At 53.7% G+C, this 22,647-nt stretch carries 20 protein-coding genes and 1 other RNA gene; 6 read left to right on the top strand and 15 right to left on the bottom strand.

All coding sequences use genetic code 11. From position 1 onward, the window contains the following. Window positions 1–81: 81 nt before the first annotated feature. The gene (gene ygfZ, locus ACLD4K_RS15150) at window positions 82–1,062 is read left to right on the top strand and encodes a tRNA-modifying protein YgfZ (protein WP_411012091.1); all 981 of its coding nucleotides are present in this window, start codon (window positions 82–84) and stop codon (window positions 1,060–1,062) included. A 115-nt stretch (window positions 1,063–1,177) separates the two neighbouring features. On the opposite strand, the gene trhA is transcribed toward ygfZ, so the two are convergent. Further along, the gene (gene trhA / locus ACLD4K_RS15145) at window positions 1,178–1,837 is read right to left on the bottom strand and encodes a PAQR family membrane homeostasis protein TrhA (protein WP_411012090.1); all 660 of its coding nucleotides are present in this window, start codon (window positions 1,835–1,837) and stop codon (window positions 1,178–1,180) included. Window positions 1,838–2,000: 163 nt separating this feature from the next. Continuing rightward, window positions 2,001–2,312, bottom strand: a complete 312-nt coding sequence (gene yqfB / locus ACLD4K_RS15140; protein WP_111751612.1) for a N(4)-acetylcytidine aminohydrolase — start codon at window positions 2,310–2,312, stop codon at window positions 2,001–2,003. Between the two features lie 305 nt (window positions 2,313–2,617). Here yqfB and bglA point away from each other — a divergent pair, with 305 nt between their 5' ends. Further along, window positions 2,618–4,051 carry a 6-phospho-beta-glucosidase BglA gene (gene bglA, locus ACLD4K_RS15135; RefSeq protein WP_411012089.1) on the top strand — a complete coding sequence of 478 codons (1,434 nt, stop codon included), beginning with the start codon at window positions 2,618–2,620 and terminating at the stop codon, window positions 4,049–4,051. Between the two features lie 57 nt (window positions 4,052–4,108). Here the strand turns inward: bglA and gcvP are convergent, their stop codons facing one another. From gcvP to ACLD4K_RS15100, 7 genes are all read right to left on the bottom strand, one after another. Then, window positions 4,109–6,982: an aminomethyl-transferring glycine dehydrogenase gene (gcvP, locus tag ACLD4K_RS15130; protein WP_411012088.1), complete on the bottom strand. Its 2,874-nt coding sequence runs from the start codon at window positions 6,980–6,982 to the stop codon at window positions 4,109–4,111. A 162-nt stretch (window positions 6,983–7,144) separates the two neighbouring features. After that, the gene (gene gcvH / locus ACLD4K_RS15125; protein WP_001295377.1) at window positions 7,145–7,534 is read right to left on the bottom strand and encodes a glycine cleavage system protein GcvH; all 390 of its coding nucleotides are present in this window, start codon (window positions 7,532–7,534) and stop codon (window positions 7,145–7,147) included. Window positions 7,535–7,559: 25 nt separating this feature from the next. Beyond that, the gene (gcvT, locus tag ACLD4K_RS15120; protein WP_411012087.1) at window positions 7,560–8,654 is read right to left on the bottom strand and encodes a glycine cleavage system aminomethyltransferase GcvT; all 1,095 of its coding nucleotides are present in this window, start codon (window positions 8,652–8,654) and stop codon (window positions 7,560–7,562) included. Window positions 8,655–9,108: 454 nt separating this feature from the next. After that, window positions 9,109–10,311: an FAD-dependent 2-octaprenylphenol hydroxylase gene (gene ubiI, locus ACLD4K_RS15115; RefSeq protein ID WP_411012086.1), complete on the bottom strand. Its 1,203-nt coding sequence runs from the start codon at window positions 10,309–10,311 to the stop codon at window positions 9,109–9,111. A gap of 125 nt (window positions 10,312–10,436) precedes the next feature. Continuing rightward, window positions 10,437–11,615: a 2-octaprenyl-6-methoxyphenyl hydroxylase gene (gene ubiH, locus ACLD4K_RS15110; protein WP_411012085.1), complete on the bottom strand. Its 1,179-nt coding sequence runs from the start codon at window positions 11,613–11,615 to the stop codon at window positions 10,437–10,439. Continuing rightward, the gene (pepP, locus tag ACLD4K_RS15105) at window positions 11,612–12,928 is read right to left on the bottom strand and encodes a Xaa-Pro aminopeptidase (protein ID WP_411012084.1); all 1,317 of its coding nucleotides are present in this window, start codon (window positions 12,926–12,928) and stop codon (window positions 11,612–11,614) included. The genes ubiH and pepP overlap by 4 nt, the downstream gene beginning before the upstream one ends. Before the next feature lie 25 nt (window positions 12,929–12,953). Beyond that, the gene (locus tag ACLD4K_RS15100) at window positions 12,954–13,532 is read right to left on the bottom strand and encodes a YecA family protein (RefSeq protein ID WP_000027236.1); all 579 of its coding nucleotides are present in this window, start codon (window positions 13,530–13,532) and stop codon (window positions 12,954–12,956) included. Window positions 13,533–13,698: 166 nt separating this feature from the next. Here ACLD4K_RS15100 and zapA point away from each other — a divergent pair, with 166 nt between their 5' ends. From zapA to ACLD4K_RS15085, 3 genes are all read left to right on the top strand, one after another. Then, window positions 13,699–14,028, top strand: coding sequence for a cell division protein ZapA (gene zapA / locus ACLD4K_RS15095; RefSeq protein WP_001276011.1), 330 nt, complete (start codon window positions 13,699–13,701; stop codon window positions 14,026–14,028). A gap of 41 nt (window positions 14,029–14,069) precedes the next feature. Continuing rightward, window positions 14,070–14,253: non-coding RNA, 6S RNA (gene ssrS / locus ACLD4K_RS15090), on the top strand. 20 nt (window positions 14,254–14,273) lie between these two features. Further along, window positions 14,274–14,870, top strand: coding sequence for a 5-formyltetrahydrofolate cyclo-ligase (locus ACLD4K_RS15085; RefSeq protein WP_001519554.1), 597 nt, complete (start codon window positions 14,274–14,276; stop codon window positions 14,868–14,870). A 380-nt stretch (window positions 14,871–15,250) separates the two neighbouring features. Here the strand turns inward: ACLD4K_RS15085 and serA are convergent, their stop codons facing one another. Together serA and rpiA are read right to left on the bottom strand one after the other, a co-directional pair. Then, a complete protein-coding gene (gene serA, locus ACLD4K_RS15080) occupies window positions 15,251–16,483 on the bottom strand; it encodes a phosphoglycerate dehydrogenase (RefSeq protein ID WP_001151631.1) in 1,233 nt (410 codons plus the stop codon). Between the two features lie 266 nt (window positions 16,484–16,749). Beyond that, complete coding sequence (gene rpiA / locus ACLD4K_RS15075) at window positions 16,750–17,409, bottom strand: ribose-5-phosphate isomerase RpiA (protein WP_000189741.1); 660 nt, start codon at window positions 17,407–17,409, stop codon at window positions 16,750–16,752. A 153-nt stretch (window positions 17,410–17,562) separates the two neighbouring features. On the opposite strand from rpiA, the gene argP reads away from it, so the two are divergent. Next, a complete protein-coding gene (gene argP / locus ACLD4K_RS15070; protein ID WP_000828345.1) occupies window positions 17,563–18,456 on the top strand; it encodes a DNA-binding transcriptional regulator ArgP in 894 nt (297 codons plus the stop codon). Between the two features lie 265 nt (window positions 18,457–18,721). Here argP and ACLD4K_RS15065 read toward each other — a convergent pair whose 3' ends face one another. The 4 genes from ACLD4K_RS15065 to fbaA all read right to left on the bottom strand — a co-directional run bounded on the left by ACLD4K_RS15065 (window position 18,722) and on the right by fbaA (window position 22,566). Beyond that, the gene (locus ACLD4K_RS15065) at window positions 18,722–19,468 is read right to left on the bottom strand and encodes an oxidative stress defense protein (protein ID WP_000669854.1); all 747 of its coding nucleotides are present in this window, start codon (window positions 19,466–19,468) and stop codon (window positions 18,722–18,724) included. 93 nt (window positions 19,469–19,561) lie between these two features. After that, window positions 19,562–20,197: an arginine exporter ArgO gene (gene argO / locus ACLD4K_RS15060; RefSeq protein ID WP_000626863.1), complete on the bottom strand. Its 636-nt coding sequence runs from the start codon at window positions 20,195–20,197 to the stop codon at window positions 19,562–19,564. A gap of 200 nt (window positions 20,198–20,397) precedes the next feature. After that, a complete protein-coding gene (locus ACLD4K_RS15055) occupies window positions 20,398–21,258 on the bottom strand; it encodes a small-conductance mechanosensitive channel MscS (protein ID WP_000389833.1) in 861 nt (286 codons plus the stop codon). Window positions 21,259–21,486: 228 nt separating this feature from the next. Then, entirely contained in the window at window positions 21,487–22,566 is a 1,080-nt protein-coding gene (fbaA, locus tag ACLD4K_RS15050; RefSeq protein WP_000034386.1) for a class II fructose-bisphosphate aldolase, read from the bottom strand. Window positions 22,567–22,647: the final 81 nt, after the last annotated feature.

Below are 22,647 nucleotides of genomic sequence, written 5' to 3'. Positions count from 1 at the left end.
TGGGCTATTTAAAGCACTTGCAATGACCGATGGCTCTTTTACCATTAACCATTATTGTTGCAGCTAACCAGGACATTATTTATGGCTTTTATCTCCTTTCCACCACGTCATCCTTCATCGTCAGCCCGCCTGCCGCTGACGCTGATCGCGCTTGACGACTGGGCGCTGTCGACCATTACCGGCGTAGACAGTGAAAAGTATATTCAGGGCCAGGTCACCGCTGACGTAAGCCAAATGACTGAACAGCAACACCTTCTCGCCGCCCACTGCGATGCTAAAGGTAAGATGTGGAGCACTCTGCGCCTGTTCCGTGAGCGCGACGGTTTCGCCTGGATTGAACGCCGTAGCGTGCGTGAAGCGCAATTAACGGAGCTGAAAAAGTACGCCGTATTTTCCAAAGTGGTCATCGCACCGGATGACGAACGCGTATTGCTTGGCGTGGCAGGTTTTCAGGCCCGCGCGGCGCTGGCTAATGTCTTTAGCGTACTGCCCGATAGTGAAAATCAGGTGGTCAGAGACGGCGCCTCCACGCTGCTATGGTTTGAACATCCTGCGGAACGATTCCTGCTTGTCACCGATGTCGCGACGGTCAACATGTTAACGGAGAAGTTGCATGGCGAAGCCGAACTGAATAACAGTCAACAGTGGCTGGCATTGGATATTGAAGCAGGCATTCCGGTGATTGACGCGGCGAACAGCGGTCAGTTTATCCCCCAGGCGACTAACCTACAGGCGCTGGGCGGCATCAGCTTCAAGAAAGGCTGCTACACCGGACAGGAGATGGTCGCACGGGCAAAATTCCGCGGCGCCAATAAACGCGCGCTTTGGTTGCTGGCGGGCAAAGCCAGCCGGGTACCGGAAGCAGGAGAAGATCTGGAGCTACAGATGGGCGAGAACTGGCGTCGTACGGGCGCTATTCTGGCGGCGACGCAGTTGGACGATGGTCAGTTACTGGTTCAGGCCGTCATGAATAACGATTTAGAAGCCGAAAGCGTCTTCCGCGTTCGCGACAATGCCAACACCCTGCATATCGTCCCGCTGCCCTACTCGCTGGAAGAGTGATATAACGTTAAAAGCCGGATAGCCTGATAGCGCAACGCCATCAGGCTCGCACGTGCTGTTGTCGTAGGCCGGATAAGATGCGACAGTGCCGCCATCCGGCACGGGCATCCGGGAGTTACGCCTGTCCCACATACAAATAGATGGCCAGGAAGTGGCACACGCTGCCGCCCAGCACAAAGCCATGCCAGATGGCGTGGTTATAAGGTATGCGTTTGCAAACATAGAAAATTACGCCCAGAGAGTAAACGACGCCACCTACCGTCAGCAGCGTCACGCCGCCTATCGCCAGCTTAATCGCCAACTGATAAACCACTATCAGCGACAGCCAGCCCATTGCCAGATACGTAACCAGTGAAAGCACTTTAAATCGGTGCGCAATCGTCAACTTAAAGAGGATACCGAGTAGCGCCAGGCTCCAGATCACAATCATTAGCCCGCGCGCCAGCGGCGAATCCAGACCTACCAGCAGAAATGGCGTATAGGTTCCGGCAATGAGCAGATAGATAGCGCAGTGATCAAATTTCTTTAACCAGATTTTTGCCCGCTGATGAGGAATGGCATGATAAAGCGTTGAGGCAAGAAAAAGCAGGATCATGCTCCCGCCATATAAACTGTAGCTGGCGATAGCCGTCATACCCGCATTCGCCTCTACCGCCTGAACCAACAACAGCACCAGGCCGACAATACCAAATACCAATCCAATGCCGTGGCTAATACTGTTGGCGATTTCCTCAGCCAGCGAATATCCCTGCGTCATTAATGGTTTTTGCACCATAACTTACTCCGGAGAAACGTTCATAACGATGAACTGCGCCTCTAGCGTAACTGAGAATGGTTCCAGTGAACACATGTTAGCTAAAATAAATTCGCAAAATTAAATTTTGTTTATTATTCAATAAGTTAATTACAATAACTCAACTAACACGCGTTCATATTTATCAAAGGCATTTAAAATCAATCACATAAAATTGCGTCTGGTTGGGATAGATTTCGGCAATGACCCGTTTCAGCTCATCAAGTGACATATTTTCCTGTTGCGCATGTTTTTCGTTCAGCGTATCCAGCGTCACAGTTGACATTCCTGTCACTTCGATTGTGCAAAAATAGCCATCATCTTCGAACCGCCCCACGCGTAGCACATCGCCTGCTTTAAAGTGGGATTCGGAGGCATCACGAATAGTAATGGTTTTACGCCCTGCCAGAATGTCATTCTGGAAACGTTGAAAGAAAGTAATGTCGTTTGGCTGCATGTGGTTATCCCCTGAATATGGCCCCTTGAAGTGGATGTTACGATCTGAATGTGTTCTTGCCCCGACACGCGAGCACCATGGAATTTTGCGTACGCTTTACATGTCATTTGGTGCAGAATGAATGATAACAGACTAAGAGCCTATCCCAGCAGGCGTTATTGGCGCAGCCAGTTTGGACACGGACAGCGCGCAAAAACCGGAGCGTACACGTAGTACGTGAGGATTTTGAGCACTGTCCAGGTCCAAAATGGCAAGTAAAATAGCCCTAATGAGATAGGCTCTAAATAAATTGAGATTATGCAACAATGAGAAAACTCACCTTGCCAAAAGATTTTTTATGGGGCGGCGCGGTTGCCGCCCACCAGGTTGAAGGCGGCTGGAATAAAGGCGGTAAAGGCCCCAGCATCTGCGACGTGCTAACCGGCGGCGCACACGGCGTGCCACGCGAAATCACCCAGGATGTCGTTGCTGGCAAATACTATCCGAACCACGAAGCGGTGGATTTTTACGGACATTACAAAGAAGACATCCGTCTTTTCGCCGAAATGGGGTTCAAATGCTTCCGTACCTCTATTGCCTGGACGCGTATCTTCCCGAATGGCGACGAATCCCAGCCAAACGAGGCCGGTCTGAAATTCTACGACGACATGTTTGATGAATTGCTCAAATACAACATCGAACCGGTCATCACCCTTTCCCACTTTGAAATGCCATTACATCTGGTACAGCACTACGGCGGCTGGACCAATCGTAAGGTCGTTGATTTCTTTGTCCGTTTTGCTGAAGTCGTGTTTGAACGCTACAAACATAAGGTCAAATACTGGATGACCTTCAACGAAATTAACAACCAGCGAAACTGGCGCGCGCCGCTGTTTGGCTACTGCTGTTCCGGCGTGGTGTATACCGAGCATGAGAATCCAGAAGAAACCATGTATCAGGTCTTACATCATCAGTTTGTCGCCAGCGCGCTGGCGGTAAAAGCGGCACGTCGCATTAACCCGCAGATGAAAGTGGGCTGTATGCTGGCGATGGTCGCGCTGTATCCCTTCTCCTGCAAACCAGAAGATATGATGTTTGCTCAGGAATCGATGCGTGAACGCTATGTCTTTACCGACGTCCAGCTACGCGGCTATTACCCGTCTTATGTGTTGAACGAGTGGGAGCGCCGCGGATTTAACATCAAAATGGAAGATGGCGATCTTGAAGTGCTGCGCGAAGGCACCTGCGATTATCTTGGTTTCAGTTATTACATGACCAACGCGGTCAAAGCCGAAGGCGGTAGCGGCGATGCGATTTCCGGTTTTGAAGGCAGCGTACCGAACCCCTATGTTAAAGCATCTGACTGGGGCTGGCAGATTGACCCGGTGGGCCTGCGTTATTCATTGTGTGAACTGTACGAACGCTATCAAAAGCCGCTGTTTATTGTCGAAAACGGTTTTGGTGCTTACGACAAAGTAGAAGACGATGGCAGCATCAACGACGACTATCGCATTGACTACCTACGCGCCCATATTGAAGAGATGATGAAAGCAGTGACCTGGGATGGCGTAGATCTCATGGGCTACACGCCGTGGGGCTGCATCGACTGCGTCTCGTTTACCACCGGTCAGTACAGCAAGCGCTACGGCTTCATCTACGTGAACAAGCACGATGACGGTACGGGCGATATGTCGCGTTCGCGTAAGAAAAGCTTCAACTGGTACAAAGAGGTGATCGCCAGCAACGGCGAGAATCTGTAGTAAATATGGCCGGGTGGCGGCTGCGCCTTACCCGGCCTACAGATTGTTAATGCCGAATTACTGGTAGTCGCTCATCGGTACGCAGGAGCAGAACAGGTTACGGTCGCCATAAACATCATCCAGACGTTTCACCGTCGGCCAGTATTTGTTCGCCACACCTGCCGGGAAGACAGCGATTTCGCGGCTATAACCGTGATTCCACTCGCTTACCAGCTCATTCTGGGTGTGCGGCGAGTTCACCAGCGGGTTATCTTCCAGCGGCCACTCACCGGCTTTCACGCGATCGATTTCCGCGCGAATCGCCAGCATCGCATTGATAAAGCGATCCAGCTCGGCCTTACCTTCAGATTCCGTCGGCTCTACCATCAGCGTGCCCGCGACCGGGAACGACATCGTCGGCGCATGGAAACCATAGTCGATCAGACGCTTGGCAATATCCAGCTCGCTGATGCCGGTTTCTTCTTTCAATGGGCGAATATCAAGAATACATTCGTGCGCCACTCGGCCATCGCGACCGGTATACAGTACCGGGTACGCGTCTTTCAGACGGCTGGCAATGTAGTTAGCGTTAAGAATCGCGACCTGACTTGCCTGCTTCAGGCCTTCTGCGCCCATCATGCGGATGTACATCCAACTAATCGGCAAAATGGAGGCGCTGCCGAACGGCGCCGCAGACACCGCGCCCTGACGGGTGAGCATCCCTTCAATTTGCACCACGCTATGACCCGGTACGAATGGTGCCAGATGCGCTTTCACGCCGATCGGTCCCATGCCTGGGCCACCGCCGCCGTGCGGAATGCAGAAAGTTTTATGCAGGTTAAGATGCGAAACGTCCGCGCCAATAAAGCCCGGTGAGGTGATGCCGACCTGGGCGTTCATGTTCGCGCCGTCAAGGTAAACCTGACCACCGAAATGATGAACGATGTCACACACGTCACGGATCGTTTCTTCATAGACGCCGTGCGTAGACGGATAGGTCACCATGATGCAAGAAAGGTTCGCAGCATATTGTTCTGCTTTTGCCCGCAGATCGTCCAGGTCGATGTTGCCGTTCTTATCACAGGCGACCACCACCACCTGCATTCCCGCCATATGTGCAGAAGCAGGGTTAGTGCCGTGAGCAGAGGCCGGGATCAGGCAGATATCGCGATGCCCTTCGTTGCGGCTTTCGTGATAGTGACGAATCGCCAGCAGCCCCGCGTATTCCCCCTGTGCGCCGGAGTTAGGCTGCATACAGACGGCGTCGTACCCGGTGAGTTTCACCAGCCAGTCAGAAAGCTGGCTAATCATCTGATGATATCCTTCCGCCTGCTCCGGCGGGCAGAACGGATGCAGTTCAGCGAATTCCGGCCAGGTGATAGGAATCATCTCGGCAGCGGCGTTCAGCTTCATGGTGCAGGAACCCAGCGGGATCATCGCCTGGTTCAGCGCCAGATCTTTACGCTCCAGCGAGTGCATATAGCGCATCATCTCGGTTTCGCTGTGGTAACGGTTAAATACCGGATGCGTCAGAATCGCATCGTCGCGCAGCATACTTTGCTGAATGGAGCGGCTATCAAGCGCCACGTCCTTATCCAGTGTTTCAATGTTCAGACCGTGACTGTCGCCCAGCAAAACATTGAACAACTGTGCCACATTCTCACGGGTGGTGGTTTCATCGAGCGTAATACCAACCGCGTTATGAATATCGCTGCGCAGGTTGATCTCTGCCGCTTCCGCACGCGCCAGTACCGCAGCTTTATCAGCCACTTCAACACACAGCGTGTCAAAGTAATGCGCATGACGCAGCTTCAGACCTTTCTGTTGCAGACCGGCCGCCAGAATATCAGTCAGGCGGTGGATACGATTAGCGATGCGTTTCAGGCCAACCGGACCATGATAAACGGCATACAGACTGGCGATGTTAGCCAGCAGTACCTGCGAGGTACAAATATTGGAGTTCGCTTTCTCACGACGGATATGCTGCTCGCGAGTCTGCATCGCCATGCGCAGTGCGGTATTGCCCGCCGCATCTTTTGAGACGCCGATAATACGGCCTGGCATAGAGCGTTTAAATTCGTCTTTGGCGGCAAAGAACGCCGCGTGCGGGCCACCGTACCCCATCGGTACGCCGAAGCGTTGCGCAGAGCCGAAAACAATGTCCGCGCCCTGTTTGCCCGGAGCCGTCAGCAGCACCAGCGCCATAAAGTCGGCGGCGACGCTGACAATCACTTTACGGGCTTTGAGTTCGCTAATCAGCGCGCTGTAATCGTGAATTTCGCCCGTGGTACCTACCTGTTGTAACAGCACGCCAAACACATCCTGGTGATCCAGTGCTTTCGCCGCGTCATCCACAATGACGTCAAAACCAAAGGTTTCGGCGCGAGTACGCACGACGTCCAGTGTTTGCGGATGAACATCAGAGGCGACAAAGAAACGGTTGGCATTTTTCAGTTTGCTGACGCGCTTTGCCATCGCCATCGCTTCAGCGGCGGCGGTCGCTTCATCCAACAGAGAGGCGGAAGCCATGTCCAGTCCGGTCAGATCCAGCGTCACCTGTTGGAAGTTGAGCAGCGCTTCCAGACGCCCCTGAGAGACTTCCGGCTGATAAGGAGTGTAGGCGGTATACCAGCCTGGATTTTCCAGCATGTTGCGCAGGATAACCGGCGGTAGCTGCACGGCGGTGTAGCCCATGCCAATGTAGGACGTGAAGCGCTTGTTACGCCCGGCGATGGCTTTTAATTCCGCCAGTGCGGCATATTCGGTTGCCGCCTCGCCAACCTGCGGCGGAGTCGCGAGCTGAATGTCTTTCGGCACAATCTGAGCTGTCAGCGCGTTTAACGACTCGGCGCCAACCGCATTCAGCATCTCTTGCTGCTGTGCGGCGTCCGGTCCGATGTGGCGTTCAATGAAAGCGCCGCGGTTTTCAAGCTGGCTTAACGTCTGTGTCATGGGCGATGGTTCCTGAAACGTGCAGTGAATCGTGATTGTCTCTAACTCAGTTGCCCGGTGGCGCTGACGCTTACCGGGCCTACGCGTGCGAAAACGAATACGCAAAATCATTCGCGTTGCAGTGAGTAGGCCGGATAAGCATTAGCGCCATCCGGCACAACATTATTCGTCTTCTAACAATGCTTCATACGCAGTGGCATCCAGCAGCGATTCAAGTTCGCTTTCATCGCTGGCTTTGATTTTAAAGATCCAGCCACCGGCATACGGTTCGCTGTTCACCAGCTCCGGGGAGTCGCTCAGCGCATCGTTTACCGCCACGATCTCGCCGCTTACCGGCGCATAAATGTCGGACGCCGCTTTTACGGACTCCGCCACGGCGCAGTCGTCGCCCGCGCTTACGGTCGCGCCGACTTCCGGCAGATCAACAAAAACCATATCGCCCAACAGCTCCTGAGCGTGTTCAGTAATGCCAACGGTGTAAGTGCCATCCGCTTCTTTACGCAGCCATTCGTGTTCTTTGCTGTATTTCAGTTCTGCGGGTACGTTGCTCATCAATTAATCTCCAAAAAAGGATGAATCACGCGACGGCTTTGCCGTTACGCACAAAAACAGGTTTAGTCACTTTTACCGGCATTTCACGGTTACGAATTTGTACAATCGCCGTCTCGCCGATGCCCGCCGGAACGCGCGCCAGCGCAATGCTATAGCCCAACGTTGGGGAAAACGTCCCGCTGGTGATAATGCCTTCTTGCTGATTGCCCTGCGCATCGGTAAAACGCACCGGCAGTTCATTACGCAATACGCCTTTCTCGGTCATCACCAGACCGACAAGCTGCTCATGGCCTTTTTCACGCTGCATCTCCAGCGCCTCACGGCCAATAAAGTCGCGGTCAGCAGGTTCCCAGGCGATAGTCCATCCCATATTGGCCGCCAGCGGAGAGATACCTTCATCCATCTCCTGACCGTACAGGTTCATGCCTGCTTCCAGACGCAGCGTGTCGCGCGCGCCAAGACCGCACGGCTTCACGCCCGCCTCCACCAGCGCACGCCAGAAATCCGCCGCTTTTTCATTCGGCATGGCGATTTCATAGCCCGCTTCGCCGGTATAACCGGTGGTGGCGATAAACAGATCACCCGCCTGAACGCCGAAGAACGGCTTCATACCTTCTACTGCATGGCGCTGTTCGTCAGTAAACAGCGTTGCTGCTTTTTCCTGCGCATTCGGCCCCTGTACCGCAATCAGCGACAGGTCGTTACGAACGGTGATGTCGATGGCATAAGGTTCAGCGTGTTGGGTAATCCAGGAGAGGTCTTTTTCGCGGGTGGCGGAGTTAACAACGAGACGGAAGAAATCTTCAGTGAAGTAGTAGACGATAAGGTCATCAATCACGCCGCCCGATGCGTTAAGCATACCGGAGTAGAGGGCTTTACCCGTCTTCGTTAGCTTCGCGACGTCGTTTGCCAGCAGATAACGCAAGAACTCCCGGGTGCGGCTGCCATGAAGATCGACAATGGTCATATGCGATACATCAAACATCCCGGCATCGGTGCGCACAGCGTGGTGTTCATCAAGCTGAGAGCCGTAATGCAGGGGCATCATCCAGCCATGAAAATCGACCATGCGGGCGCCGCATAGCGTGTGTTGTTCGTACAAAGGCGTCTGTTGGGCCATCTTTTCCTCGTTGAATTAGCGGGGGCTAACAACCATTTTCATGGGAAATCTTCGCCACGAAACCTGGCATCGACGCCCTTTTTCCTGCGCCGACGCAAACGTTCTCTTGCTCCTGAACTTACCACCGAACCAGGCGCTAAACCATAAGGTTGAATTTACCATCACATTAGCTTATGACTAAAAAACGCTAAAATCTCATCAGCACAAAAAACCACTATTACGCTAAATAACCGCCATAAAAAGGAAGCTGATACGATTTACCACAACATAAATTAATATTAAATGCGGAAAAAATGTCGAAAATCGCGTTCGCCAAAAATAGTGGCATTAGAAAATATAATGCGAAATAAGCGGTGAAATTAGATTATTTCAAACGAGGAAGGCCCCCCGGCGCGATAGCCGGGAAAGCAAAGTGTGACGGGTTTCAAACTCTTGCCGGCGTGCAGTCAGACGCTTAACGAAGCCATTGCGGAAGGTCGTTTAGCCCCATCGCCTGGCGAAGCAGTTGGGGTTTGACGCCAGGGAGCGTGTCCGCCAGTTTCAGTCCGATGTCGCGCAGCAATTTTTTTGCCGGGTTTTCGCCGGCAAACAGGTCACGAAACCCTTGCATCCCGGCAAGCATCATCGCCGCGCTATGTTTACGGCTACGCTCATAACGACGAAGATAAAGATGTTGACCAATGTCTTTGCCCTGGCGCTGAAGCCGGCGCAGATCGTCCACCAGTTCGGCCGCGTCCATAAAGCCGAGGTTGACGCCTTGCCCTGCCAGCGGATGGATGGTGTGCGCGGCATCGCCGACCAACGCCAGACGATGCGCGGCAAACTGGCGAGCATAGCGGCCCGTCAGCGGAAAAACCTGCCGTTCGCTTTCCAGGCGGCATAAGCCCAGCCGATTATCGAAGGCGATAGTCAACGCCTGGTTAAACGCCTCGCCGCCGCTCTGTTGCATACGCTCCGCATCCTGCGGAGAAAGCGACCAGACAATGGAACACAGATGCGGATCGCTTAACGGCAAAAACGCCAGAATACCTTCACCATGAAACACCTGACGAGCAACCGCGCCGTGCGGCTCTTCGGTGCGGATAGTCGCTACCAGCGCATGGTGACGGTAGTCCCAGAAGGTTAAGGGGATATCCGCTTTGTTACGCAGCCAGGAGTTGGCACCATCCGCGGCAATCACCAGACGCGCGGTTAACATCGCGCCGTCTTTTAACGTCAGGAAGGCGTCGTTCTCCCCCCAGGCGACCTGCTTTAACTCCGCTGGCGCCATTAAGGTGATATCCGCCGCTTGCTGTGCTTTTTGCCACAGTGCGTAGTGAATGACGCTGTTTTCAACAATATGCCCCAGATGGCTATATCCCATGCTTGCGTCATCAAACGTAATACGGCCAAAGCTGTCTTTATCCCAGACTTCCATACCGTGGTAGCAACTTGCCCGTCGCGCCACAATGTTTGACCATACGCCAAGACGGGTAAGCAGTTTTTCGCTGGCGGCATTAATCGCCGACACCCGAAGCTGAGGCGGCGCATCGTTCGCCAACGGCTGGGGGACAACGTGATCCAGTACCGCAACGCGCAAGCCGCTCCCCTGCAAGCCGCAGGCGACAGCCAGTCCCACCATGCCTCCGCCAACTATTGCTACATCAACACTTTGCACTATTTACTCCTGGAAACCGGAACAATCAAAACCGTAGGCCGGATAAGGCGAAGCTGCCATCCGGTATTTTTACGAACACGATGCCGGATGGCGGCGTAAACGCCTTATCCGGCCTACAGATCGGCTTAACGCGCAACCCAACCTAAGGTCCGCTGTGCCAGCGCATCGCGCGCAGGTGGTAATAATTCCATCGCCATTAAACCGATATTGCGCCCAATAACCAGCGGCGCCCAACGATTTGCAAACAGATGGACCAGACCGTTCGTTACGCCAATCGTCGTATCCCGGTCAACCTGACGACGCTGCTGATAGCGCGATAACACGTGCCAGGCGCCAATATCCTCGCCCGCGTCCTGTGCTGTGACCAGCGTTTCCGCCAGGCTCATGACATCGCGCAGACCGAGATTAAACCCTTGTCCGGCGATAGGATGCAACGTCTGCGCCGCATTGCCGACCACGACAGTCCGGTGAGTAAACACTTTTGCCGCCGTAGTAAGGGCAAGCGGATACGCGCTGCGCTTCCCCGCCTGAGTAATTCGCCCCAGCCGCCAGCCGAACGCGGCCTGCAATGCGTGACAGAACTGCGCGTCGGACCAGCTCAGCACCTCATCGCGCTGGTCGAGCGGGTGACACCAAACCAGCGAACATCGGCCATGCGACATCGGCAACATCGCCAGCGGGCCATTGGGGGTAAAACGTTCAAAGGCGCGTCCCTGATGCGGGATAGCGGTCGCGACATTCGCTATCACCGCTAACTGTTCGTAAGGCTCCTGATGCCAGTCAACGCCGCAGGCTGACGCCAGCGCGGAGTGGGTACCGTCAGCCGCCACCAGAACGCTGCCAGCTATCACATTGCCGTTTTCCAGAGTGACGTTAACCTGCTGCTGGGTACGCGACACGCTGGCTACGCGCTCCGGGCAATGCAGCGTAACGCCCGGCGCTTTACGCAAGAGCGCAAACAGACGCAGCCCGATATCATGCAGCTCCGCAACGTGACCCAACGCTGCCAGGCTGTAATCCTGCGCGTCGAGAGTCACAAATCCGGCATGACCGCGATCGCTGACGTGTACGGTGTTGATTGCCGTTGCGCAATCGGAAATCGTCTGCCAAACGCCAATTCGCGCCAGTTGCTGGCAAGTGCCCGCCGCCAGCGCAATCGCTCTGGCGTCAAAGCCGGGATGACCGTCGGCTTCAGACGCTTTCGCTTCAATCAGATGTACCGGCAACGTCCCATGACTGAATTGAGAGATGGCCAGCGCCAGCGTCGCGCCTGCCATGCCGCCGCCAACGATAATGACGCTCATTGCTGCCGCGCCGCCGCCATTAATGCCTCAATGTCATCCGCCTTCTTCACAACGCCAGCGGTCAGGTTGTCATTACCGATTTCGGTAATGACAATGTCATCTTCAATTCGAACGCCAATGCCGCGATACGCTTCCGGCACGTCGGCATCCGGCGCGATATAGAGGCCTGGCTCTACGGTCAGCACCATGCCCGGCTCCAGGATGCGGGAGCGATCCGGCCCATAAACGCCGACATCATGAACATCCAGCCCCAGCCAGTGGCTCAAGCCATGCATAAAGAAAGGACGATGCGCATTTTCGGCAATCAGTTGATCAACCTCTCCTTGCAAAATCCCCAGCTTCACCAGCCCGGTTATCATGATGCGCACGACTTCGCCGGTCACCTCCTGAATAGAGGTGCCAGGACGGAACAGTCGCAGGCTGGTCTCCAGCGATTCCAGAACGATGTCATAAATTTCACGCTGAGCTGGCGTGAATTTCCCGTTCACCGGGAAAGTACGCGTGATATCGCCCGCGTAACCTTTATATTCACAGCCTGCGTCGATAAGCACTAAATCGCCGTCGCGCATTTCACTTTCGTTTTCAGTGTAATGCAGGATACAGCCATTTTCGCCGCTGCCGACAATGGTGTTATAGGAGGGATAGCGCGCGCCGTGGCGATTAAATTCGTGGTGAATTTCACCTTCCAGCTGATACTCAAACATCCCCGGACGGCATTTTTCCATCGCGCGGATATGCGCCAGCGCGCTAATTTCCCCGGCGCGGCGCAGGACAGCAATCTCTTCCGGCGATTTGAACAGGCGCATCTCATGGACGATCGGTCGCCAGTCAGTCATGGTGGCCGGCGCGGTCAGATTCTGGCGGGAGCCTTTACGCAGCTTCTCCAGCGCAGCCAGAACAATCTCGTCGGCATACGCATATTCGCCCTGCGCGTGGTACACCACATCCAGACCATTAAGCAACTGAAAGAGTTGCTGGTTGATTTCGCTAAACGCCAGCGCCCGGTCAACGCCCAGTTTTTCCGGCGCGGCATCCTGTCCTAAACGGCGACCAAACCAGATTTCCGCCGTCAGGTCGCGAACGCGGTTGAACAAAACGCTGTGGTTGTGGGTGTCATCACTCTTAATCAGTACCAGCACGGCTTCCGGTTCGTTAAAACCGGTGAAATACCAGAAGTCGCTACTCTGGCGATACGGATATTCACTGTCTGCGCTGCGCGTCGCCTCCGGCGCGGCAAAGATCAGCGCGGCGCTGCCGGGCTGCATTTGTGCCAGTAATGCCTGGCGACGGCGTTGGTATTCCTGCTGAGTCATGACATGGCCTCCATTTCGTTTTTTCTTAGTGTAGCGTCGGTTTACGCACTTCCGGCGCGGTCGGCTGTTGGCGCGTGAAAGTGTCATGACATAACAGCGCCGCAACACGGACATATTCGATGATCTCTTCGAGCGACATCTCCAGCTCTTCCTGATCTTCGCTCTCATCATAACCAAGCTGCGCAATATTACGCAGGTCGTCAATCGCTTCACCCGTTTCGCCGGTGACTTTATCAAGTTTAGGCTGCGTTACGCCGAGGCCAAGCAAAAAGTGGTTAACCCACCCGGCTAATGCATCTGCGCGATCGAATACGCTGACATCGTCGCCTTCAGGCAGATAAAGCTGAAAAAGAAAGCCGTCGTCTTCCAGCGCGTCGCTGGTCGCCGCGTGCATTTTGCGCAGCGCCTGAGCAAGCTCATGCCCGAAGGCCAGACCTTCGTTCGTCAGGTCGTGAAGCAGCGGCTGCCATGAGCTGTCGTTGTTGCCGCCGCAAATCATCCCGCTGATTAAACCATGCATTTCAGCCGGGGTCAGACCGGCCCCTTGTTGATTCAAAAACCGGTTCATTTCGTTGTAACCAGGCATTTCGTTCTGTATAGACATAAGCATTCGTCATCAAAGGGAGGATATTCATGATATGCTACCACTTTGGACCCTGGTGAACCAGAATAGGGCTTGTATCTTCACACCAGGGTAGCTATAGTGTCGCCCCTTCGCGGACCCTGGGTCTGGAGACGAAGGCAGCGCAGTCAATCAGCAGGAAGGTGGCATGTCTGCACAACCCGTCGATATCCAAATATTTGGCCGTTCACTGCGAGTGAATTGCCCGCCTGACCAAAGGGATGCGTTGAATCAGGCTGCGGACGATCTGAATCAGCGGTTGCAAGATCTGAAAGTTCGCACTAGAGTCACAAATACTGAGCAGTTGGTTTTCATTGCCGCATTGAATATCAGCTATGAGTTAACTCAGGAAAAAGCGAAGACCCGCGATTACGCGGCGAGCATGGAACAACGTATTCGGATGCTACAACAGACCATCGAACAGGCGTTGCTTGATCAAGGTCGCATAACCGAAAAAACGGGCCAAAACTTTGAATAACACTTTTCGCTTTACTATGGTAAAGTGATTGTGAAAACAGAATTTCTCTGAGATGTTTGCAAGCGGGCCAGTCCCCTGAGCCGATATTTCATACCACAAGAATGTGGCGCTCCGCGGTTGGTGAGCATGCTCGGTTCGTCCGAGAAGCCTTAAAACTGTGACGACACATTCACCTTGAACCAAGGGTTCAAGGGTTACAGCCTGCGGCGGCATCTCGGAGATTCCCCTTCTGACTGGCAACAGCCATGACGCAACTTCCCGAACTCTCTTTATCACGACAAGAAATCCGCCGAATGATTCGGCAACGTCGCCGTGCGCTAACGCCAGAGCAGCAACGCCGCTTTGGTCAACAGGCCGCCGCCCGAATGCTCAGCTTTCCTCCCGTCGTGATGGCGCACACTGTCGCCGTGTTTCTCTCCTTTGATGGCGAACTCGACACCCAGCCGCTGATAGAACAGCTATGGCAAGCGGGCAAGCGCGTCTACCTTCCGGTTCTTCATCCCTTCAGCCCTGGCAACCTCCTGTTCCTGCACTATCATCCGCAGAGTGCGCTGGTGACCAACCGCTTAAAGATCCAGGAGCCACGGCTTGATGTCCGCGACGTATTGCCGCTGGCAAAGCTGGATGTGCTGGTAACGCCGTTAGTCGCGTTTGACGAAGACGGGCAGCGTTTAGGCATGGGCGGCGGATTTTATGACCGTACGTTGCAAAACTGGCAGCAGCATAAGATCCAGCCCGTGGGCTACGCGCATGATTGCCAGTTAGTAGAAAAGCTGCCGGTTGAAGAGTGGGATATCCCGCTGCCTGCGGTGGTGACGCCGTCAAAAATTTGGGAGTGGTAGCCGTGTTTTGTCGATTGACAGCGTCGTTTTTTTGACCTAAATTTCTCGGTGAAGGGCGAGGGAGGCGAACCTCCCTCCTGCGTACTCTCTGTTAATATGCTGGCGTAGCGATGATTAACAGGATCAGCAGCATGATGACGTATCTCATCATCGTCCCTTTCCTTTTTAGAGCCCCTGCTTCGCCAGGGGCTTTCCCGTTTCAGCGCTATGCTGAGCCCTTATCGTAAATTCCTTTTATTGCTGTACAACACGCAACGCTGCCTTTAATTACCAATTGCGGCAAGGCTCGAAAACAGAATGTATGCGTTACACGAAGAGATGTTGAGGCAGGGAAACCAGAGAAAGGATGGGCAGGTCATCTCCTGCCCATTTAGAGGAAATTAGTACAGCAGACGGGCGCGAATGGTGCCCGGAATCGCCTTCATCGCCAGCAGCGCTTTCTCCGCCACATCGCCATCGGCTTCTATATCAATTACCACATACCCCATTCGGGCGGAGGTTTGCAGATACTGCGCGGCAATGTTAACGCCCTGCTCGGCAAAGATCTGGTTAAGCGCGGTCAATACGCCCGGGCGGTTTTCGTGGATGTGCATCAGGCGACGACCGCCGTGCAGCGGCAGCGACACTTCCGGGAAGTTCACGGCGGACAGCGTCGAGCCGTTATCCGAGTACTTAATCAGTTTTCCTGCGACTTCCAGACCGATGTTTTCTTGCGCCTCCTGCGTCGAGCCGCCGATATGCGGCGTCAGGATCACGTTATCGAATTCGCACAGCGGAGAGGTAAACGGATCGCTATTAGTGGCCGGTTCCGTCGGGAAGACATCGATAGCCGCCCCCGCCAGATGTTTCGTCGCCAGCGCGTCGCACAAAGCCGGGATATCCACCACCGTACCGCGCGCGGCGTTAATCAGCAGCGAACCCGGCTTCATCAGGGCAATCTCTTTTGCGCCCATCATGTTTTTGGTGGAGGCGTTTTCAGGTACGTGCAGACTGACCACATCGCTCATATTCAGCAATTCAGACAGGTGCTGCACCTGAGTTGCATTACCGAGCGGCAGTTTATTTTCAATATCATAGAAATAGACATGCATCCCCAGCGATTCCGCCAGAATGCCCAACTGCGTTCCGATATGGCCGTAACCGATAATGCCAAGCTTTTTACCGCGCGCTTCGAACGATCCCGCCGCCAGTTTATTCCATACGCCGCGGTGCGCTTTGGCGTTCGCTTCCGGCACGCCGCGCAGCAGCAGCAACAGCTCGCCAATCACCAGCTCCGCCACGGAACGGGTATTCGAGAATGGCGCGTTAAAGACCGGAATACCGCGTTTTGCCGCCGCATTTAAATTCACCTGGTTGGTGCCGATGCAAAAACAGCCAATCGCCACCAGCTTCTCTGCGGCGTTAATCACTTCTTCTGTCAGATGAGTACGGGATCGCAGACCGATGAAGTGGGCATCGCGGATGGACGCTTTCAACTGTTCAGCGTCCAGCGCGCCCTTGTGATATTCAATGTTGGTGTAACCTGCCGCACGAAGGCTTTCCAGCGCCTTTTGATGCACCCCTTCAACCAGCAGAAATTTAATTTTATCTTTCTCCAGCGATACCTTTGCCATTTCCCCGATCCTGTCTTTTTTTGCCATCTGATGTTGTGTGTGGATTTGCATCCGTCCTTCAACATATCAAAAAAAATTTTCACGGCAATATGAACGTTTACGCCAGCGTCGTGAAGGAATCGCATACAACGGGAAATAGCAGATGAAAATACCGGGAATAACTTTTTCTTTGGAGGGATCGGCAGGGCAAACGATTAAACGTGATACATGTCACCAAATTTGCCCTGACCGAATTTTTTACGCGGCAGGAAATACGCCTGGCGGGATCATTTTACGATGGTTTTCACCCCGTCCGGCGTGCCGATCAGTGCGACATCGGCGCCACGGTTGGCGAACAACCCTACGGTCACGACGCCCGGAATCGCGTTAATGGCGTTTTCCAGCGCGATGGGATCAAGGATTTCCATCCCATAAACATCCAGAATCACGTTGCCGTTATCCGTGACCACGTTCTGACGGTACTCCGGACGCCCGCCCAGCTTCACCAGTTGACGAGCGACCGCGCTGCGCGCCATCGGAATCACTTCGACCGGCAACGGGAATTTGCCAAGAATATCCACCTGTTTAGAGGCATCCGCAATACAGATAAATTTCTCCGCCACGGAAGCAATAATTTTCTCACGGGTTAATGCCGCGCCGCCGCCTTTGATCATCTGCATATGACCGTTGATTTCATCCGCGCCGTCGACATAGATGCCCAGACTATCCACTTCGTTGAGATCAAACACATGAATACCGAGGCCTTTGAGTTTTTCAGTCGAGGCGTCCGAGCTGGAGACCGCGCCTTCAATCTGGCCTTTCATTGTGCCCAGCGCATCAATAAAGTGTGCGGCCGTTGAGCCTGTACCAACTCCCACAATGGTGCCGGGCTGTACATACTGAAGTGCCGCCCATCCTACCGCTTTTTTCAGTTCATCCTGCGTCATAGATCGTTTCGCCTGTGGTGTGAAAATACAGCCGCATTATAGAACATTGTCGGGAAAAATCTCCGTGTCCGTACACAGGCTACGGATTTCATCTGTACCGACAGCAAATTTATGTCATAGTGCGGAAAAAAATAACAGGAGCATGACACAACAATGAAACGTCCGGACTACAGAACACTACAGGCGCTGGATGCCGTTATACGTGAACGAGGATTCGAGCGCGCCGCCCAGAAGCTGTGCATCACACAATCCGCCGTCTCACAGCGCATAAAACAGCTTGAGAATATGTTCGGACAACCTTTGTTGGTGCGTACCGTTCCTCCTCGCCCCACGGAGCAAGGGCAAAAATTACTGGCTCTGCTGCGTCAGGTTGAACTGCTGGAAGAAGAGTGGCTGGGCGATGAACAAACCGGCTCTACGCCGCTGCTGCTGTCGCTGGCGGTTAACGCCGACAGTCTGGCGACCTGGCTGCTTCCGGCGCTGGCACCGGTGCTGGCGGACTCCCCTATCCGTCTCAATTTACAGGTGGAAGATGAAACGCGCACGCAAGAACGTCTGCGTCGCGGCGAGGTGGTGGGCGCGGTGAGTATTCAGCATCAGGCGCTGCCCAGTTGCCTGGTGGACAAACTGGGCGCGCTCGACTATCTGTTTGTCGCGTCAAAGCCTTTTGCCGAGCGCTATTTCCCCAATGGCGTTACCCGGTCGTCGCTGCTGAAAGCGCCCGCCGTCGCGTTCGACCATCTGGATGATATGCATCAGGCCTTTTTGCAACAGAATTTCGATCTACCGCCCGGCAGCGTGCCGTGCCATATCGTTAATTCATCCGAAGCGTTTGTACAGCTTGCGCGTCAGGGCACGACCTGCTGCATGATCCCTCACCTGCAGATTGAGAAAGAGCTGGAAAGCGGCGAGTTGATCAACTTAACGCCTGGTTTGTTACAACGCCGGATGCTTTACTGGCACCGCTTTGCCCCGGAAAGCCGGATGATGCGCAAAGTGACCGACGCGCTACTGGAGTACGGGCACAAGGTGCTGCGTCAGGATTAGCCTCTCTATGAATGCCGGATGGCGGCGTGAACGTCTTATCCGGCCTGCATGACCCATTATTCTCCCGCCACTTCTTTGAAATTCATCACAAAATCATTGCGTTCAGGCGGCAAAAAACGACGCGCCATTGGCTATTTTTTGCTGGCGACAAGGCGATTCAAAACGCTCACCGTATTAGCAAATCTTCATTTCATTGCGTAATACGGAGCAAAAAACGAGAACACCGGGAGAAAACGCGGCCTGGAAGCGCCCAGGCCGGGCGAGATTACTGCGTGCTGGCGGCCGTTGTCGACGTCTGCCCTGTTCCAGGTTCAAGCTGGAATACCACATCGACCTGATCGTCGAACTGAATGGTCGGCTGCTCGTAAGTTTCCTGCGCGGATACCGGCGCAGCATCTGCGGCTTTCATCATTCGCACCACCGGACTCGGCTGATAATTAGAGACATGGTAACGAACGCTGTAAACCGGCCCCAATTTGCTGTTAAAACCGGCTGCCAGCGCTTGCGCCTGATGAATCGCGTCATCAATGGCGGCTTTGCGGGCCTTGTCTTTATAGGCGTCCGGTTGCGCCACGCCCAGCGATACCGAACGAATCTCGTTCAGACCCGCCTTCAGCGCGCCGTCCAGCAGCGAATTGAGTTTATCTAACTGACGCAGCGTCACTTCAACGGTTCGCACCGCGCGATACCCTTTCAGAATGCTTTTACCGTTTTGGTAATCATAATCCGGCTGCGTGCGCAGATTCGCCGCGCTAATGTCTTTTTTCGCAATCTGATTTTGCTCAAGGAAGGAAAGATATTGCGCCACGCGCTCATCGGCCTGCTTCTTCGCCGTCGCCGCATCCTTCGCCGCGACGTTCACTTCAATCGCTAAGGTGGCGATATCAGGCACAGCATCGACGCTTGCCGTACCGGAAGTCACGATGTGCGGGCCTTCCGGCAATTCGCTTGCCTGCGCCGACATTGCACTTAAACCCACTAATGCCGCCAGGGCCATCACTTTGAACTTCACAGTCTCTCCTCCATATTGCAGTCATTGTCCTGATATACAGGGCGCATGCAGGCAAGCTTAGCGGATATCGGCCTGTTGTCCATCAGACAACGCTTAGTTGAAAAGCGCGTGCATATGCGCGACGCCTTCCCGCGCCAGTTGGAAGGCGATAAGCCACATCACCACCCCAACCAGGATGTTGATAATACGTTGAGCTTTCGCCGTACGCAGTCGAGGCGCAAGCCAGGCCGCCAGTAGCGCTAACCCAAAAAACCATAAGAACGACGCGCTAATCGTGCCGAGGGCGAACCAGCGCTTTGGCTCCATAGCCAGTTGTCCGCCGAGACTGCCCAACACGACAAACGTATCCAGATAAACGTGCGGATTCAGCCACGTTACCGCCAGCATCGTAGCAATAATTTTCCAGCGCCCCTGCTTCATAACCTCGGCGCTGGCCAGCTCCAGATTACTGCTCATTGCCGTTTTCAGCGCGCCAAAACCGTACCATAACAAGAACGCGACCCCGCCCCATGTGACCAGCGCCAGCAGCCACGGCGACTGCATCAGCAACGCGCTACCGCCAAAAATACCGGCGCTAATCAGGACTAAATCACTTAACGCGCAAAGCAGCGCTATCATGAGGTGGTACTGGCGACGGATTCCCTGATTCATCACAAACGCATTTTGCGGGCCAAGCGGAAGGATCATGGCGGCGCCAAGGGCAAACCCTTGAAAATAATAAGATATCACGTTAACTACCCTGAGCTGTTTTTCTTAAAGGCAGACTATAGCGCGGGAATATTATTAGCGGAAATTGATAATTTTAATCACTAATAAGAAAAGCTAATGAAGAGACTGAATAACGGATGGCGGCTACGCTTATCCGCTCAATAACCAGAGAATACTGAAGGCGGATAAGCGCAGCGCCGGCAGGCAGCGCGGGAGAAAAATTACTCCGCGGCGTTATCTTTCACGCGTTTAAAATTGACGTCCATCTGCGGGTACGGGAAGCTAATACCAGCGGCGTCGAATTCACGTTTAATACGTTCCAGCACGTCCCAGTAGACATTTTGCAGGTCGCTGCTTTTACTCCAGACACGCACCACAAAATTAATCGATGAGGCGCCCAGCTCATTCAAACGCACCGTCATTTCGCGATCTTTTAAAATACGATCGTCGGACTCGATAATCGTCGTTAGCAGCTGTTTTACCTGATCGATATCCGAATCGTAGGCCACCCCAATAATGAATTCGTTACGACGAACCGGCTCACGAGAATAGTTGATGATATTTCCCGCGATAATTTTGCCATTCGGAATCACAATAATTTTGCCGTCTACCGCGCGCATTGTCGTGGAAAAGATTTGCACGTTCAGTACCGTACCGGCAACGCCGCCCAAATCGACATACTCACCGGCGCGGAACGGACGGAACATAACCAGCAATACCCCAGCCGCAAGGTTAGAGAGTGATCCCTGTAATGCCAGGCCAACGGCTAAACCGGCGGCGCCCAGTACGGCAATAACCGAGGCGGTTTGAACTCCCACGCGACCCAACGCCGCAATCAGCGTAAAAGCGATAACCCCATAGCGCACCAGCGCAGAAAGAAAGTCGGCCACAGTCGCATCAATATGACGCGCACGCATTAGACGATTTACCGTATTGGAGATCACGCGCGCTACAATCAACCCGATGATGATAATAGCGATAGCCGCAACAATATTCACAGCATAGCTGAGCAATAACGCCTGGTTGCGTACCAGCCAGGTGCCCGCACCATTTATGCTGTCGACAACATTCAAATCTTCCATTCAATATTCCTTGGTCATAGCAAAACAAGCAAATGAGATCATTCTCACGAAAAGAACTTTTTAAAGGTAAACAAAAACAGAGGAATATGCCATTTTTCGGCATCATCTCAAAACCAAAAAAGGCAGGTACATTGTGAGTTGGCCGGATGAAAGCACTAACGCCGCTCTCCGGGAATGACGATAAAAAAATGGCTTCCCGAGGGAAGCCATTTCAATCAGCAGACTATATTACAGAACGTCAATCGCATTCAGTTCTTTAAATGCTTTTTCCAGACGAGCGATCATCGAAGTCTGGCCAGCACGCAGCCATACGCGCGGGTCATAGTATTTCTTGTTCGGCTGATCTTCGCCTTTCGGGTTGCCCAGCTGACCTTGCAGATACGCTTCGTTTTCTTTGTAGTAGTTCAGAACACCTTCCCAGGTTGCCCATTGGGTATCGGTATCGATGTTCATTTTCACTACGCCGTAGCTTACGGAGTCTTTGATTTCCTGAGCAGTAGAACCGGAACCACCGTGGAAAACGAAGTTCAGGCTGTTGTGCGGCAGGTTATGTTTCTTAGAAACATAGTCCTGAGAATCACGCAGAATGGTCGGGGTCAGAACCACGTTACCCGGCTTGTAAACGCCGTGTACGTTACCGAAGGAAGCGGCAATGGTGAAACGCGGGCTGATTTTGCTCAGCTCAGTGTACGCGTAATCAACGTCTTCCGGCTGGGTGTACAGGGCAGAAGCGTCCATGTGGCTGTTGTCCACGCCGTCTTCTTCACCACCGGTGCAACCCAGTTCGATTTCCAGAGTCATGCCAATTTTGGACATGCGCGCCAGGTATTTGGAGCAGATTTCGATGTTTTCGTGCAGAGACTCTTCAGACAGGTCAATCATGTGAGAAGAGAACAGCGGTTTACCGGTAGCCGCAAAGTGTTTTTCACCCGCGTCCAGCAGACCGTCGATCCACGGCAGCAGTTTCTTCGCGCAGTGGTCAGTGTGCAGGATAACCGGAACGCCATAATGTTCAGCCATCTGGTGAACGTGATGCGCGCCAGAGATAGCGCCCAGGATTGCCGCGCCCTGAGGTACGTCAGTTTTCACGCCTTTACCCGCGATGAAGGAAGCGCCGCCGTTGGAGAACTGAACGATGACCGGCGCTTTAACTTTTGCAGCGGTTTCCAGAACAGCGTTGATGGAATCAGTGCCCACGCAGTTAACTGCCGGCAGAGCAAAATTGTTTTCTTTTGCTACCTGGAACACTTTCTGTACGTCATCACCAGTGATCACGCCTGGTTTTACGAAATCAAAAATTTTAGACATGTTTCGTTGTCCTGTATCGTCGGGCTTTGGGAAAAAACACGGGCCGCCCTGAATGTCAGATCGGCAATAAATCAACGGGCA

Source organism: Salmonella sp. 741265055_HSA (assembly GCF_046569525.1).
In the GTDB taxonomy this organism is placed as follows: Bacteria; Pseudomonadota; Gammaproteobacteria; order Enterobacterales; family Enterobacteriaceae; genus Salmonella; species Salmonella enterica.
The sequence above is the reverse complement of the archived record's forward strand: the minus strand, read 5'-3'. Positions and strand labels throughout refer to the sequence as shown.